This window comes from Mesorhizobium sp. M4B.F.Ca.ET.017.02.2.1 (assembly GCF_003998955.1).
GTDB classification, from domain to species: domain Bacteria; phylum Pseudomonadota; class Alphaproteobacteria; order Rhizobiales; family Rhizobiaceae; genus Mesorhizobium; species Mesorhizobium abyssinicae.
Window position 1 is genome coordinate 1 of the sequence record NZ_RZOF01000176.1, and the last position, 12,599, is coordinate 12,599.

Here is a 12,599-nt window from a genome sequence, read left to right on the forward strand (position 1 = left end):
GTCTCTACCTGTCGCCGACGGCGCTGGGCAAAGTCCAGCAACTGATTTCGGGTCGTCAGGCCGCCAGCAATGGCACGGAAAAGACGGCCAAGGCACCGGACAATGCAAAGGGCGGCGGCGGTGGCACGCATTCGGCCTCGATCGTTTCCGCGGCCGCCACCACCGCCGATTTCCCCATCCGCCGCTATGCCATCGGCTTCGTGTCCTCGCCGGCGGTGGTTGCCATCAACGCCCGCGTCTCCAGCCAGATCGTCTCGATCGCGGTCAAGGACGGGCAGATGGTCAAGGCCGGCGATCTTCTGTTCTCGCTCGATGACCGGGCGCTGAAGGCGCAGCTCGCAAAAGACCAGGCGACGCTGGTGAAGGATCAGGCCATGCTGGTCAGCGCCCAGGCCGACCTGCAGCGCGCCAAGGACCTCGTCGCCAAGCAGGCCGGCACGCAGCAGACCTACGATCAGGCGCTGGCGGCGCAGAAGGCGGCTGCCGCGACCATCGACGCGGACAGGGCCACCATCGACGCCGATACCGTGCAGTTGAGCTACGCGGCGATCTCGGCGCCGATCTCGGGCAGGCTGGGCGCTGTCAACGTCTCGGTCGGCGATCTCGTCACCACCAGCAACGGCAACAGCAGCAGCTCGACCCCGCTGGTGACGATCACGCAGATGGATCCGCTGCAGGTGAATTTCACCCTGCCGGAGAGCAACCTCTCCCTGCTGCACAAGGCGCTGGCCGACCCGCAGCAAGGCGACGTGACGCTGACCAAGGACGGCGATCCGACGCCGATCGGCAAGGGCACGCTCGACTTCGTCGATTCCAGCGTCGACACCGCCTCCGGCACTATCGCCACTCGGGCGAGCGTACCGAACGCGGATCTTTCGCTGTGGCCCGGCCAGTATGTGAACGTCGTGCTCGACGCCGGCACGATGCCGCAAATGACCTCGGTTCCGACCGTCGCGGTGCAACCCAGCCAGAAGGGGCCGTTCGTCTACGTCGTCAAGCCGGACAATACGGTGGAGATGCGCCCCGTCCAGGTGGCGCTGACCGAAGGCGACAACAGCGCCATCAGCCAGGGCCTCAAGGGTGGGGAGAAGGTGGTCGTCGAGGGCCAGACCAGGTTGAAGGACGGCGCGGCCGTGCATGAGGGCAAGGCGGCCGCCAAGGGCGGCGCTCAGGGCGCAGCCAAGGTCGCGCAAGCCGGCAAGGCAGGCGAGGCCAGCCAATGATCTCCGAATTCTGCATTCGCAGGCCCGTCGCCACGCTTCTGATGTCGTTCGCCCTCGTGCTGGGCGGACTGTTCGCCTACAAGTTCCTGCCGGTCGCGGCGCTGCCCAGCGCCGAGTTTCCGGTGGTCAACGTCTCCGCCCAGCTGGCCGGCGCTTCGCCGGAGACCATGGCGACGTCCGTCGCGACGCCGCTGATCAAGCAGTTCGCCACGATCGCCGGCATTGATTCCATCTCGACCACCAATTCGCTCGGCCAGACCTCGATCGCCATCCAGTTCGTGCTCAACCGCGACATCGACGCCGCGGCGGCGGATGTGCAGGCGGCGATCGCGCGCACGCAAAGGTCGCTGCCGCCCGAGATGACGGCGCCGCCGAGCTATCGCAAGGTTAATCCGGCCGACGCGCCGATCCTGTTGATGTCGCTAGTCAGCGACACGGTCCCGCTGACCGATCTCGATGCCTTCGCCGAGAACGTCATCTCGCCGTCGCTGTCGACCATCGACGGCGTGGCGCAGGTTTCGATCTACGGCCAGCAGAAATACGCCGTGCGCATCCAGATCGACCCGACGGCGCTCGCCGCGCGCGGCATCTCGATCGACCAGCTGCAGACGGCGGTGGCGTCGGCCAACAGCAACACGCCGCTCGGCGTGCTGCAGAACGACAAGCAGCAATTGACCATCACCGCCAATACTCAGCTTAACAACGCGGCGGGTTTCGTGAATCTCATCATCGCCACCAAAGACGGTCACCCGGTACGGCTGGGCGATGTGACCCGCGTCGTCGATTCGGTTCAGACCACGACGACAGCGAGCTGGTATGACGGCACCCGCGCCATCATCATGGCCGTGCAGCGCCAGCCGGACGCCAACACGGTCGACGTCGTCGACAAGGTCAAGGCGATGCTGCCGTCCTTCCAGGACCAGATGCCGGGCGCTGCCTCGATCAAGCTGCTCAACGACCGCTCGACCTCGATCCGCCAGGCCGTCGACGACGTGCAGTTCACGCTGCTTTTGACCATCGCGCTGGTGGTGATGGTGATCTTCGTCTTCCTGCGCCGCGTTACCGCGACGATCATCCCGGCCGTCGCCGTGCCGATCTCGCTGATCGCCACGCTCGGTGCGATGTTCCTGTTCGGCTTTTCCATCGACAACATCTCGCTGATGGGACTGACGCTCGCCGTCGGCCTGGTCGTCGACGACGCCATCGTCATGCTCGAAAACATCTTCCGGCACATGGAGGAAGACGGGCTCTCGGCGTTCGACGCGTCGCTGAAGGGAGCGCGCGAAATCGGCTTCACCATCATCTCGATCTCGATCTCGCTGGTGGCGGTGTTCATTCCCGTGCTGTTGATGGGCGGCGTCATCGGCCGCATCTTCAACGAGTTCGCGGTCGTGGTGACCGTCGCCATCCTGGCGTCGATGTTCGTCTCGCTGACGCTGACGCCGATGCTCTGCTCGCGCCTGCTTTCGGTCTCGAAGGCGGAGAGGGTAGCCCATGGAGGCGGCCACAGGCATGACTTCGTCACACGCTGCTACGACTGGCTGCTGAGCTTCTGCCTGCGCCACACCTTCCTGGTGTTCCTCGTCTTCGTCGGCACCGCTGCGGCGTCGGTCTGGCTGATCGAGGTCTCGCCGAAGGGCTTCTTCCCGCAAGAGGACATCGGCCAGATATCGGTGACGACGGTCGCCCGCCAGGACATCTCGTTCGACGCCATGGCCAAGCTCCAGGGCCAGGTGGCCAGCGTCTTCTCCCATTCGCCCTATGTCGATCATGTGGCGTGGTCGGCAGGCAGCGGCAACAATGCGCTCAACCAGGGCCAGTTGTTCGTGCAGCTCAAGGACAAGGACAAGCGCCCGGACATCGAAAAGGTGCTCTCGGATCTGCGCAAGCAACTGGCAGGCGTGGCTGGCATCGAGACCTATATGCAGCCGGTGCAGAACCTGAGGCTGGGTTCGCGGTCGTCGGCCAGCGCCTACCAGCTCGTGGTTCAAGGCCTCGACACCGGCCAGACCGATATCTGGGCACAGAAGCTGAATGACGCGATGGCGGCGGACCACAATTTCTTCGCCGATGTCACCAGCGACCTGCAGAACAATGCCCTACAGGCGTCGTTGGTGGTGGACCGCGACAAGGCCGCCCAGCTCGGCATCGATACCGATACGCTGCGCTCGGCCCTCTATGGCGGCTTCGGCACCGATCAGGTCTCGACGATCTTCGGCTCGGCCGACAGCTATGCAGTGATCACCGAGCTCGACCCGAAGATCGAATGGTCGCCCGAGCGCATGCTCGCCATCCAGGTGCGGACGGCGAGCGGCAGCCTGGTGCCGCTTGGCGCCTTCGCCCATGTCGACCGCACGGCCGGCGCGCTCACCGTCAACCAGCTCGGCCAGCTTCCGGCGGTGACGATTTCCTACAATCTGCCGCCGGGCGTGGCGCTGGGCGACAGCGTGACCCGCATCGACCAGCTCAAGGAGCAGGTCGGCATGCCGACGACGATCGGCACCAGCTTTGCCGGCACCGCCAAGACCTTCCAGGATTCGCTCGCCAACCAGGGGCTGCTGATCGGCGGCGCGATCCTGACCATTTATATCGTGCTCGGCATGCTCTACGAGAGCTTCATCCATCCGCTCACCATCCTCACCGGCCTGCCGTCGGCGGTGCTGGGGGCGGTGGTTGCACTCCGTTTTGCCGGCATGGACATTTCGGTGATCGCGGTGATCGGCATCCTGATGCTGATCGGCATCGTCAAGAAGAACGGCATCATGATGGTCGACGTGGCGCTGGAGCTCAGGCGCGAGGGCATGTCGGCGGTGGAGTCCATCCACAAGGCCTGCCTGATGCGTTTCCGGCCGATCATGATGACGACGCTGGCGGCGCTGATGGGCACGTTCCCGATCGCGCTCGGCACCGGCGCCAGCGCCGAACTGCGCCAGCCGCTCGGCGTCGCGGTGGTCGGCGGCCTGCTCGCCTCGCAGGCATTGACGCTCTTCGTCACGCCGGTGATCTACGTCTATTTCGAGAATTTCTCCGGCTGGCTGCTCGGCTTCTCCATGAAGAAGAGCCGGCCGGCGCTGCATGCGGTCGAAAGTGCGGAGCAACCGTCGCTGTTCGATCCGGAAGAAGGCCGGGTCATCCAACTCCAGAAAGCCGCGGCCGAATAGCTCGACCGCCGCTTGCTGGCCCAAGCCGACATGCTTGCGGCCACATGTCGGCGGTTCTAGTCTGGGCTCATGTCGCATGATCATGACCATGACAACGAGCTCGATCCGTTCGCGGCGCGCGTGCGCGCGCTGGAAACGATCCTGACCCAGAAAGGCCTGATCGATCCGGCCGCGATCGACGTCATCGTCGACACCTACGAGACCAAGATCGGCCCGCGCAACGGCGCCAGGGTGGTGGCCAAAGCCTGGACCGATCCGGCCTATGCCGACTGGCTGAGGCGCAATGCGACGGCGGCGATCGAATCGCTGGGCTATACCGGCCGGCAGGGCGAGCACATGCAGGCCGTCTTCAACAGCGAGGAGACGCACAATCTCGTCGTCTGCACGCTGTGCTCCTGCTATCCGTGGACGGTGCTCGGCCTGCCGCCGGTCTGGTACAAGGCGCCGCCCTATCGCTCGCGGGCGGTGATCGATCCGCGCGGCGTGCTGGCGGAATTCGGCCTGACCCTGCCGGCGGACAAGAAGATCCGCGTCTGGGATTCGACGGCGGAGCTGCGCTATCTGGTGGTGCCGATGCGGCCGAAGGGCACCGAGGGCTGGAGCGAGGAGCAACTGGCCGAACTGGTGAGCCGCGATGCGATGATCGGCACCGCACTGGCAAAGGCGCCGGCATGACGGGGGAGCCGGCATGAACGGGCCGCAGGATCTCGGCGGGCAGATGGGCTTTGGGCCGGTCGCGCCCGAAACGGACGAGCCCTATTTCCATGCCGGCTGGGAAAGGCGGGCACTCGGCGTGACGCTCACCGCCGGCGCCATGGGCGCCTGGAACATCGACGAAAGCCGGCATGCGCGGGAATCGCTGCATCCGGCCGATTACTATTCATCGAGCTACTATCAGATCTGGATCAAGGCGCTGGAAGTGCTGCTCAAACGGCATGGCTTCGTCAGCGACCGCGATCTGGCCGAGGGCCGGGCGGTCGATCCGGCAGCTGCTCCCAAGAGAGTGCTGAAGGCGGAAAACGTCCCGGCAGCGCTGGCCAGGGGCGGCCCGTGCAACCGGCCGGTCGCCACGCCGGCGCGGTTCAGGGCCGGCGACCGGGTGCTCATGAAGAATTTCAATCCGACCGGGCACACGCGGCTGCCGCGCTACGCACGCGGCAGGCAAGGCACCGTCGAGGTCGTGCGCGAGGGCTTTGTCTTCCCCGACAGCAATGCGCATGGGAAAGGCGAGAACCCGCAATGGCTCTATACGGTGGTCTTCGACGGCACCGAGGTCTGGGGCGAGGGCGCCGACCCGACGCTGACCGTGTCGATCGACGCCTGGGAGAGCTATCTTGAGCCGGCGTGAAGACCTCCCGGCGGACTTCGACGAGCCGGTCTTCGCCGAGCCGTGGCAGGCCGAGGCCTTCGCCATGACCGTGGCGCTGCACGACAAAGGTCTGTTTTCCTGGAGCGAATGGGCCGATGCGCTGTCCGCCGAAGTGAAGAGGCCGGATGCGGCAGCGGACAGGCATGACTATTACGAGCACTGGCTGGCGGCGCTGGAAAGCCTGCTGTCAGCCAAGGGCGTTGCCGGCAGGAGCGATGTCGATCGACTTGCCGCCGCCTGGGAGCGCGCCGCGCACGCCACACCGCACGGCAAGCCGATCCTGCTGGAGAACGATCCTGGGCCTAGCGCAGGCCGTGGCCAGACCGGATAGGTCGATGGGGACATCCGCCGCGCCATGGCCTTTGCTTCAAGTCGCGATCGAGCCGAAGTCGAAAGCCGTTGAAGAACAGCTGAATATCGCCTTGTTGAGCCTGGCGGATCGGGATCCCGACTTGTGCGTCACGCGGGACGAGGAGGCCGGCCAGACGATCGTCGGCGGCAGGGATGAGCGTCACCTTGGCAACATGGTGGATCGCCTGCGCGACGAGTTTGGGATCGACTTGAATGTCGGTGCTCCGCAGGTGGCCTATCGCGAGACGATCACCCACGCCGGAGAACAGGACTACACGCACAAGGCGATCGTCGCCGGTCAGGGACGGTTCGCTCGCGTCAAGATTGCGTTCGAGCCGAATGGGCGCAACGCTGACTTCGTTTTCGCATCCAAGATCGTCGGCGGTGCGGTTCCGGACCAATACGTGGCGGGAGTCGAAAGGGGGCTGCGCAGCGTCATATCGTCCGGCCCGTTCGCAGGCTTTCCGATGATCGGTGTCAAGGCGACGCTTGTTGACGGCGCCTGGCACGATACCGACTCCTCGGCGCTGGCGTTCGAGATCGCCGGCCGCGCCTGTTTTCGCGAAGCCGCACCCAAGCTTGGCGTGCAATTGCTCGAACCGATCATGAAGGTCGAGGTGGTGACGCCAAAGGATTATTTCCGCGACATTGCCAGCGACTTGAAGAGCCGCCGGGGCAAGATCGAGAGCCAAGAAACCCGGGGCATCGAGGTCGTCGTCGATGCGCTCGTGCCGCTCGCAAACATGTTCAAGCTGGAGGATACGCTTCGGTCGTGTTCGAAAGGGCAAGCGCGGTTGAGTGGCAGCTATGCCGGATACGTGCCTGTTCCCGTTCCACCCGACGATCCCGACCCGCCAGCCGCGATGGCCCTTGGCTGACCACCACCCGTCCGAGCCCAACTGAAACGCGATAGGATTTGTTCCCTTTACGTTCCAATTGGCGCCTGATAGTTTGAGCCGTCGTAGACGCCGAGTTTCACCACCGGCGGTGGTCGATATGGCGGCGGCCGTCTTGTCTTTCGCTTGCGAATCCGGTCTTTCCAGCTGATGGAATTCTCTCCCCAACAGGATGAGGCGTTGAAGGCAGTCGCGCGCTGGCTGAAAGACGGCCGGCCGCAGATTTTCCGGCTGTTCGGCTATGCCGGCACCGGCAAGACGACGCTGGCGCGCTATTTCGCCGAGCATGTCGACGGCCAGGTGCAGTTTGCCGCCTTCACCGGCAAGGCGGCGCAGGTGCTGCGCTCCAAGGGCGCGGTCAACGCCCGCACCATCCATTCGCTGATCTACAGGCCGAAGGGCGAGGAATCGGTCTCGGACGAGGTGACCGGCAAGACCTCGATCTCGCCGACCTTCTCGCTCAACCGGCAAAGCCCGATCGCGCGCGCCAAGCTGGTCGTCATCGACGAGTGCTCGATGGTCGACGAGCAGCTCGGCCGCGACCTGATGAGCTTCGGGACGCCGATCCTGGTGCTCGGCGATCCGGCGCAGCTGCCGCCGATCTCGGGCGGCGGCTTCTTCACCGAACACGAGCCGGACGTTCTGCTCACCGAGATCCATCGCCAGGCGCGCGACAATCCGATCATCCGGCTGGCGCTCGACGTGCGCGAGGGTCGCGAATTCATGCGCGGCGACTATGGCTCGGCGCAGGTCATCGGCAAGGAAGACGTCAACCAGGAGCTGGTGCTGAAGGCGGACCAGGTGCTGGTCGGCACCAACCGCACGCGGCGGCGCTATAACCAGCGGCTGCGCGAACTGAAGGGGTTCAATGCCGATTTCCCGCAGGCCGGCGACAAGCTGGTCTGCCTGCGCAACGACCCCGCCAAGGGCCTGCTCAACGGCTCGCTGTGGAAGGTGATGACCTCGTCGCGCGAGACGGTGAAGCCCGGCATCAACCTGCTGGTCTCGCCGGAAGAGGACGATCCGGACCGCGGCGTCGCCAAGATCAAGCTGCTCAAGGCGGCGTTCGAGGACCCCGACGCCGAGATCCCCTGGCAGCAGAAGAAACGTTTCGACGACTTCGACTATGGCTATGCGCTGACTGTGCACAAGGCGCAGGGCTCGCAATGGAACGACGTCGTGCTGTTCGACGAAAGCTGGGCGTTCAAGGAAACCCGCCAGCGCTGGCTCTACACCGCGATCACGCGCGCGGCCGAGCGGCTGACCGTGGTCAGATAGGCCGATCCGGTCTCACCGACGTTCGACGGGCCTGGCGCCGAGCCAGCGCCAGGCATCCGCCTCGTCTTGCGCTTCGAAATGCCGGAGTTCGAAGGGCAGGGGCGCGGCGAAGAAGCCTTGCGCGTAAGGCACCCAGTCGGGCTTGCCGACCGCAGCGCAGCGGCGGACATGCTCGAGCGCGTGGGCCGTGCCCTGCTTGACGGTTTCATCGGACACTTCGGCCCAGTCGACGCCCTCGTGGTCGACCATGCGCACCAGCACGTCGATCTTGGCGTGCAGCGCATAGGCCGCCTCTAGCAGGCCGAACAGGTTTTCCGCATCGGCTGGCGTGACATGGCCGACCACATCGATGGCGAACAGCGTGTCGCGGTCGGTGTCGACGCGCCGGATTGCCGGAACGGATTCGAGGAAGTTCACGGGCACTTTCCTCCTGCTCAATCTCGGGTCGTACCCCTGGAACACCCGAAACCCTCTGTCTGTTCCCGTCAAAGACGCTATAGATGCGCGCAATTCAAACGCGGCGGCGCCCAATCGGGTGCCCAGAGGAGCCCGAGCCGAAGCCATGCCCGCCAAGCTTTCCGTAAACCTCAACGCCATCGCCATGCTGCGCAACCGCCGCGACCTGCCCTGGCCGAGCGTCATCGGGCTCGGGCGTATCGCGCTTGCGGCGGGCGCGCATGGACTGACCGTGCATCCGCGGCCCGACGAGCGGCACACGCGGCGCACCGACCTGCCCGAGATCAGGGCGCTGATCGACGACGAGTTCCCGAAGGCGGAATTCAACATCGAAGGCCACCCCACCGAGGAGTTCCTGGCGCTTGTCGAAAAGCATCAGCCCGACCAGGTGACGCTGGTGCCGGACGATCCGAGCCAGGCAACATCGGACCATGGCTGGAACTTCATCGCCGACGCGGCGTTCCTCACTCCGATCGTCAAACGACTGAAGAAAGGCGGCTTTCGCGTGTCCCTGTTCTCCGATCCGGATCCGGGCGGCATCAATGCCGCGCGCGACACCGGCGCCGACCGCGTCGAGCTCTATACGGGCCCCTACGGCAGTTGCCATTCCGATTCCGCCAAGGCGGCCAAGGAGCTGGAAAGATTGGGAAAAACCGCTGATGCGGCATTTGCCGCCGGGCTGCAGGTCAATGCCGGGCATGACCTGACGGTGGCCAATCTGCCGGCGCTGGCCAGGCGCATTCCGGCATTGGCGGAAGTGTCGATCGGACACGGGTTGACAGCCGATGCGTTGGAGTATGGCATGGCCGGCACGGTGGGACGGTTTCTCGGAGCTTGCGGTTGGTAGGAAGGCGAGCCCCGCGTTGCCGACATGGAAGCCATAACGTGACGGCACTTGATATTGCATCGCAGCAAGCGTAGAGCACCGCGCGTTTATCGGAGTGTCGTTTATGGCCCTTGCCAACACTGGTAGTGAGGCAGAACCCGTCGACCAATCGAGCCATCCCGAAATCGAGCAGCACAGCACCAAGGTGTTGATGCTGGGCGCGCTCGGGGTGGTCTATGGCGACATCGGCACGAGCCCGATCTACGCGTTCCGCGAGGCGTTGGTGGCGTCGTCCGGCGGCAACGTCGCCGATCGCGGCGATATCCTCGGCGTGCTGTCGCTGATCATCTGGTCGCTGACCATCATCGTCACCATCAAGTACATCAACTTCGTGCTGCGCGCCGATAACCGCGGCGAGGGCGGCGTGCTGTCGCTGATGGCGCTGGCGCGCGGCAGTTTCCCGACGCGCTCGGCAATCATCCTCGGAATTGGCATCGTCGGCGCTTCATTGTTTTTCGGCGATGCGGTGATCACGCCGGCGATCTCGGTGCTTTCGGCGGTCGAAGGCATGAATGTCGTCACGCCGACGTTCCAGCCCTATGTGGTGCCGCTGACGCTTGTCATCCTGGCGATCCTGTTTTCGGTGCAGCGCTTCGGCACCGGCGGCGTCGCGCTGATCTTCGGCCCAATCACGGCGGTCTGGTTCCTGGCGATCGGCCTGTCAGGCCTCAACCATATCATCGCCGACCCCGAAATCCTGCTGGCGGTCAGCCCGCATTACATCGTCGCCTTCCTGATCAATTCGCCAGATGTGGCCTTCGTCACCATCGGCGCCATCTTCCTCGCCGTCACCGGCGCCGAGGCGCTCTATGCCGACCTCGGCCATTTCGGGCGCAAGCCGATCGTGCTCGCCTGGCTGTCGATCGTGTTTCCCTGCCTGCTGCTCAACTATGTCGGCCAAGGCGCCTTCGTGCTCGCCAATGGCGGCACCGTTGGCCATCCCTTCTTCGAGATGAACCAGGGCTGGACGCTGATCCCGATGGTGGTGCTGGCGACCGCCGCCACCGTGATCGCCAGCCAGGCGGTGATCTCCGGCGCCTTTTCGCTGACCAGGCAGGCGGTGCAGCTCAACATGCTGCCGAGGCTCGAGATCCTGCACACGTCGGAAAAGCAGTCCGGCCAGATCTACATGCCGCGCGTCAACCTGCTGCTGGCGCTGGTGGTGATGCTCTTGGTGGTCGGTTTCGGCGAATCCAGCAAGCTCGCCTCGGCCTACGGCATCTCGGTGACCGGCAACATGCTGGTGACGACGGTGCTGCTCTATGTCGTCATGACGCGCATCTGGAAATGGCAGCTTTGGGTGGCGGTGTCGATGACGGCGCTGTTCGCCTTCATCGACGTTGGCTTCTTCGCCTCCAACATCGTCAAGGTGTTCGAGGGCGGCTGGGCGTCGCTGGCGGTGGCCTTCACGATCATCCTGGCCATGTGGACGTGGGTGCGGGGCAGCCGCTACCTGTTCGACAAGACCCGCCGCAACGAGATCCCGCTCGATTTCCTGGCCGGCAATTTGCTGAAGAAGAAGCCGCAACTGGTGTCCGGCACGGCAGTGTTCCTGACCAGCGATCCGCTGAGCGCGCCGACCGCGCTGATGCACAGCTTGAAGCACTACAAGGTGCTGCACGAGCAGAACGTCATCCTGTCGGTGGTGACGGCGCCGCAGCCGGTGGTGCCCGACAGCGACCGCGTCAAGATGGAGACAGTCAACGAGCTGTTCATGCGGGTGACGCTGACCTTCGGCTACATGGAGCAGCCGAACATCCCGCGCGCGCTGGCGATCTGCCGCAAGCAGGGCTGGAAGTTCGACATCATGACGACGTCGTTCTTCCTGTCGCGGCGCTCGCTGAAAGCTTCGCCCAATTCCGGCATGCCGGTGTGGCAGGACAGGCTGTTCATCGGCCTGGCGCGCACGGCAGCCGATGCCACGGAGTATTTCCAGATTCCAACGGGGCGCGTGGTGGAGATCGGCACGCAAGTCGCCATCTAACAGCGGAGCAAAAGGCCGTGCCGCACGGCACGGCCTTCGCACAGATGCGTCGCTCTAGCCGGCGAGCGCGGCCTTGTTGGCTTCGAGGAACTGCTTCAGCGACTTCGGCTTGCGTCCCGACAGCGTCTCGATCGCGTCCGTCACCATGGAGATGCGGCCGGAGCGGGTGTTGGCGTCGAAGGAAACGATGACGCGGGCGAATTCCTCGGGAACACCGGCCGCCTTCACGCCCTCGGTCAGGGCCTCGTCGGGCAACTGAATGACTTCCAGCGGTTTGCCGGTGACCTCGCTGACGAGGGCGGCGATCTCTGTCGTCGTATAGGCTTGCGGGCCGGTCAGCGTGTGGATCCGGCTGTCGGTCGAGCCGGAGGCGAGGCCGGCGGCGATCGCGGCGGCCATGTCGTCGCGCGCAGCATGGGCGATGCGCCCTTCGCCAGCCGACGTATACCACTTGCCCGAGGCAATTGCGTGCGGCAGCGCCAGGAACAGGTTCTCCTGGTACCAGCCGTTGCGGAAGATCGTGTAGGCGATACCGCTCGCCTTGATCGCCTGTTCGGTGCCGTAGTGGTCGCCGGCAAACAGCACAGGCGAACCCGGCTCCGGATTGGGCATCGAGGTGTAGAGCAGGTGGGAGACGCCGGCCGCCTTGGCTGCGGCCACCGCCGCCTGATGCTGCTTCAGGCGCCGGTCGCTCTTGAGGTCGAGGTCGCCGGTCGAGATGATCAGCACGCGGTCGGCGCCCTTGAAAGCCTCTTCCAGCGAGGCCTGGTCGTTGAAGTCGGCCGCCCTCACGGTGATGCCGAGCGCCGCCAGATCGGCGAGGCTTTCGGGATTGCGCGTGGTGGCGATGATGCGTGCCGGCGCAATCTTTTGCGCATCGAGCAGGTGGCGCAGGACGCTGCGGCCAAGCTGGCCGGAGGCGCCGGTGACGAGAAGGGTTTCGCTCATGGGGAGATCCTGATTTTGCGCCGAAGCGGCGGGGGGTCTTTATGGTT

At 65.0% G+C, this 12,599-nt stretch carries 10 protein-coding genes and 1 pseudogene; 9 read left to right on the top strand and 2 right to left on the bottom strand.

Features of this window, described 5'->3' with window-relative positions; translation table 11 throughout:
- The 7 genes and pseudogenes from EN738_RS20290 to EN738_RS20320 form a co-directional block, all read left to right on the top strand.
- On the top strand, positions 1 to 1,223 hold a 1,223-nt coding region (locus EN738_RS20290; protein WP_127285259.1), incomplete at its 5' end, for an efflux RND transporter periplasmic adaptor subunit.
- The gene (locus EN738_RS20295) at positions 1,220 to 4,384 is read left to right on the top strand and encodes an efflux RND transporter permease subunit (protein ID WP_127285260.1); all 3,165 of its coding nucleotides are present in this window, start codon (positions 1,220 to 1,222) and stop codon (positions 4,382 to 4,384) included. The genes EN738_RS20290 and EN738_RS20295, both read left to right, overlap by 4 nt.
- A 69-nt stretch (positions 4,385 to 4,453) precedes the next feature.
- Positions 4,454 to 5,059: a nitrile hydratase subunit alpha gene (gene nthA / locus EN738_RS20300; RefSeq protein ID WP_127285261.1), complete on the top strand. Its 606-nt coding sequence runs from the start codon at positions 4,454 to 4,456 to the stop codon at positions 5,057 to 5,059.
- Positions 5,060 to 5,072: 13 nt separating this feature from the next.
- Positions 5,073 to 5,732 carry a nitrile hydratase subunit beta gene (gene nthB / locus EN738_RS20305; protein ID WP_127285262.1) on the top strand — a complete coding sequence of 220 codons (660 nt, stop codon included), beginning with the start codon at positions 5,073 to 5,075 and terminating at the stop codon, positions 5,730 to 5,732.
- On the top strand, positions 5,719 to 6,084 hold the full coding sequence (locus EN738_RS20310; RefSeq protein ID WP_127285263.1) for a nitrile hydratase accessory protein: 366 nt from the start codon (positions 5,719 to 5,721) through the stop codon (positions 6,082 to 6,084). Before nthB ends, EN738_RS20310 begins: the two co-directional genes overlap by 14 nt.
- A 22-nt stretch (positions 6,085 to 6,106) precedes the next feature.
- Positions 6,107 to 6,982 (top strand): annotated as a pseudogene (gene fusA / locus EN738_RS20315) (elongation factor G); the annotation flags it as partial.
- Between the two features lie 168 nt (positions 6,983 to 7,150).
- Entirely contained in the window at positions 7,151 to 8,278 is a 1,128-nt protein-coding gene (locus EN738_RS20320) for an ATP-dependent RecD-like DNA helicase (protein ID WP_127285265.1), read from the top strand.
- A 12-nt stretch (positions 8,279 to 8,290) separates the two neighbouring features.
- Here EN738_RS20320 and EN738_RS20325 read toward each other — a convergent pair whose 3' ends face one another.
- A complete protein-coding gene (locus EN738_RS20325; RefSeq protein ID WP_127285266.1) occupies positions 8,291 to 8,695 on the bottom strand; it encodes an STAS/SEC14 domain-containing protein in 405 nt (134 codons plus the stop codon).
- A gap of 145 nt (positions 8,696 to 8,840) precedes the next feature.
- Here EN738_RS20325 and EN738_RS20330 point away from each other — a divergent pair, with 145 nt between their 5' ends.
- Positions 8,841 to 9,581, top strand: a complete 741-nt coding sequence (locus EN738_RS20330) for a pyridoxine 5'-phosphate synthase (protein WP_127285267.1) — start codon at positions 8,841 to 8,843, stop codon at positions 9,579 to 9,581.
- A gap of 103 nt (positions 9,582 to 9,684) precedes the next feature.
- Positions 9,685 to 11,604: a potassium transporter Kup gene (locus EN738_RS20335; RefSeq protein ID WP_127285268.1), complete on the top strand. Its 1,920-nt coding sequence runs from the start codon at positions 9,685 to 9,687 to the stop codon at positions 11,602 to 11,604.
- A 54-nt stretch (positions 11,605 to 11,658) separates the two neighbouring features.
- Here the strand turns inward: EN738_RS20335 and EN738_RS20340 are convergent, their stop codons facing one another.
- Positions 11,659 to 12,552 (bottom strand): SDR family oxidoreductase, encoded by an 894-nt coding sequence (locus tag EN738_RS20340; protein ID WP_127285269.1) that lies wholly within the window; start codon positions 12,550 to 12,552, stop codon positions 11,659 to 11,661.
- Between the last annotated feature and the right edge of the window lie 47 nt (positions 12,553 to 12,599).